This window comes from Rahnella sp. NRRL B-41462 (genome assembly GCF_003263525.1).
Lineage (GTDB): Bacteria > Pseudomonadota > Gammaproteobacteria > Enterobacterales > Enterobacteriaceae > Rahnella > Rahnella aceris.
In genome coordinates this window covers 1-2219 of the sequence record NZ_JYDF01000195.1, presented here as the reverse complement: position 1 = coordinate 2219, position 2219 = coordinate 1, and the positions used below count along the sequence as shown (strand labels likewise).

Annotated in this window: 2 protein-coding genes; one reads left to right on the top strand and one right to left on the bottom strand. The window is 51.6% G+C overall.

The features are described 5' to 3' along the window. Nucleotides 1–34: 34 nt before the first annotated feature. Entirely contained in the window at nucleotides 35–733 is a 699-nt protein-coding gene (locus UC14_RS26565; protein WP_013575458.1) for a FadR/GntR family transcriptional regulator, read from the bottom strand. Nucleotides 734–930: 197 nt separating this feature from the next. Here UC14_RS26565 and uxuA point away from each other — a divergent pair, with 197 nt between their 5' ends. After that, a complete protein-coding gene (uxuA, locus tag UC14_RS26560) occupies nucleotides 931–2115 on the top strand; it encodes a mannonate dehydratase (protein ID WP_013575457.1) in 1185 nt (394 codons plus the stop codon). Nucleotides 2116–2219 lie beyond the last annotated feature (104 nt).

Genomic DNA, 2219 nt, shown 5'->3' with positions numbered 1-2219 from the left:
TTCGCAGGGGAGGGAGTTGTCCGTCTTTCTGCATTTATTCCGCAAATAACTGGTCATACACATGCTGTAAATGCCGGCTCATTCTTGCCTTCGCCCCTGCGCCATCCTGCGCCAGAATCGCGTCTAAAATCCCCTGATGATCGGCATTCATTTCACGGGCAAAATCCACTTCGGTGTAATGACTCTCCAGACGCATAAACCGACGTGAACGACGTTTATCCCACAAATATCCCATCATATCGTGCAGCACTTCGTTGCCGGTCATTTCGCTGATCATCATATGGAAACGGCGGTCAGCTTCGAGAAAAGCGTCGTTATTAGCATTCAGTTCGTTTAATTCCCGGGCGATAGCTCTCAGTTTTTCACGCTGTTCGTCGGTGCCGTTAATCGCCGCCAGTTCTGCTGTCATAGATTCATAAACCTGACGCGCTTTCACCAGCGATTGCAGGCTGAATTCCTCTTCGGTACTTACCGTTTGCACCGCAGGTGTGGCCTGCGGCAACGGGTCGCTGACGTACACGCCGTTGCCGGTACGGATTTCCACCCAGCCGGTGATCTCCAGCGCAATCAATGCCTCACGGATAGATGAACGACTGACGCCAAGTTGTTTAGACAAATCCCGTTCAGACGGGATCATCGCGCCCGGGGCAAACTGTCCGGTATTAATGCAGTTAATCAATACATTAGAAATCTGGCGATACAGCCGTTCAACTTTAAGGGTGGGTAATGCCATTATTTTCTCCGTGTTCATGCTGAATCCCAGATCTGTTATCCCGGTCACATTAATGTTCGGTTTGATGCTGAATCATATGTCGGTCTGATGGCCTGACCAGCAGACCACCTGACCAGACCGCGCATTAAGATTGAACTTATCACCGGCCCTGCGTCAACTACATTCAGACAGTCAGTTAACAATTTTAAGGAAAACACATGGAACAGACATGGCGTTGGTACGGCCCGAACGATCCGGTTTCACTTGATGATGTGCGTCAGGCTGGCGCAACCGGCGTGGTTACCGCCCTGCACCATATTCCTAACGGTGAAGTCTGGCCGGTAGAAGAGATAAAGAAACGTAAGGCGATAATTGAAGCCAAAGGTCTGGTGTGGTCCGTAGTGGAAAGCATTCCGGTGCATGAGGAAATCAAAACCCGCAGCGGAGATGTTGAAAAGCACATTGCTAACTATCAGCAATCTATCCGTAATCTGGCGGAATGCGGCATCTATACGGTCTGCTATAACTTCATGCCGGTTCTCGACTGGACACGCACGGACCTCGGCTATCTGCTGCCGGACGGTTCACGCGCCCTGCGCTTTGACCATATCGCATTTGCGGCCTTTGAATTGCATCTGCTGAAACGCGAAGGCGCGACGTCTTATTACAGCGCGGATGAGCAAAAACAGGCAGCCGAATACTTTGCGGCGATGACACAGGCGGAGAAAGATCAGCTGGTGTCTAACATCATTGCCGGTTTACCGGGTGCGGAAGAAGGCTACACGCTGGATCAGTTCCGTGCGCGTCTGGCGACTTACGACGGTATCGACAAAGCCAAACTGCGCGAAAACATGGCGCATTTCCTGCGCAGCATTGTGCCGGTTGCCGAGCAATGCGGTTTAAGTCTGGCAGTTCACCCGGACGATCCACCGCGCCCTATTCTCGGCCTGCCGCGTATTATCTCCACCATTGAAGATATGCAGTGGTTGAAAGAAACGGTCGACAGTATCCACAACGGTTTTTGCTTCTGCACCGGTTCTTACGGCGTGCGTGAAGATAATGACCTGGTGAAAATGATGACCACTTACGCCGACCGCGTGCACTTCATCCATCTGCGCGCCACCCAGCGCGAAGACGTGCCGGAAAGCTTCCATGAAGCCGATCATTTAGATGGTGATGTGGATATGGTGGCGGTTATCAAAGCGATTCTGACGGAAGAACAAACACGTCGCCGCGCTGGCAATCTGCGCGCTATCCCGATGCGCCCGGATCACGGCCATCAGATGCTGGATGATTTGCATAAGAAAACCAATCCGGGGTATTCGGCAATTGGACGTCTGCGGGGACTGGCAGAACTGCGGGGTGTGGAGCGGGCTTTGAAACAGAGTTTTTTTAATCAATAATTTTGCACCTCCCCCTGCGAAGGGGGAGGACGGGAGGGGGTTTTAAAGGCTAACACCTATACCAAAGCAAACTTCAACTTATTTATTTGACCTTAATACACCCA

What these genes read in the sequence shown, in the direction of transcription:
- UC14_RS26565 (WP_013575458.1), bottom strand. Translation starts at nt 733, where the DNA reads ATGGCATTACCCACCCTTAAAGTTGAACGGCTGTATCGCCAGATTTCT.
- uxuA (WP_013575457.1), top strand. Translation starts at nt 931, where the DNA reads ATGGAACAGACATGGCGTTGGTACGGCCCGAACGATCCGGTTTCACTT.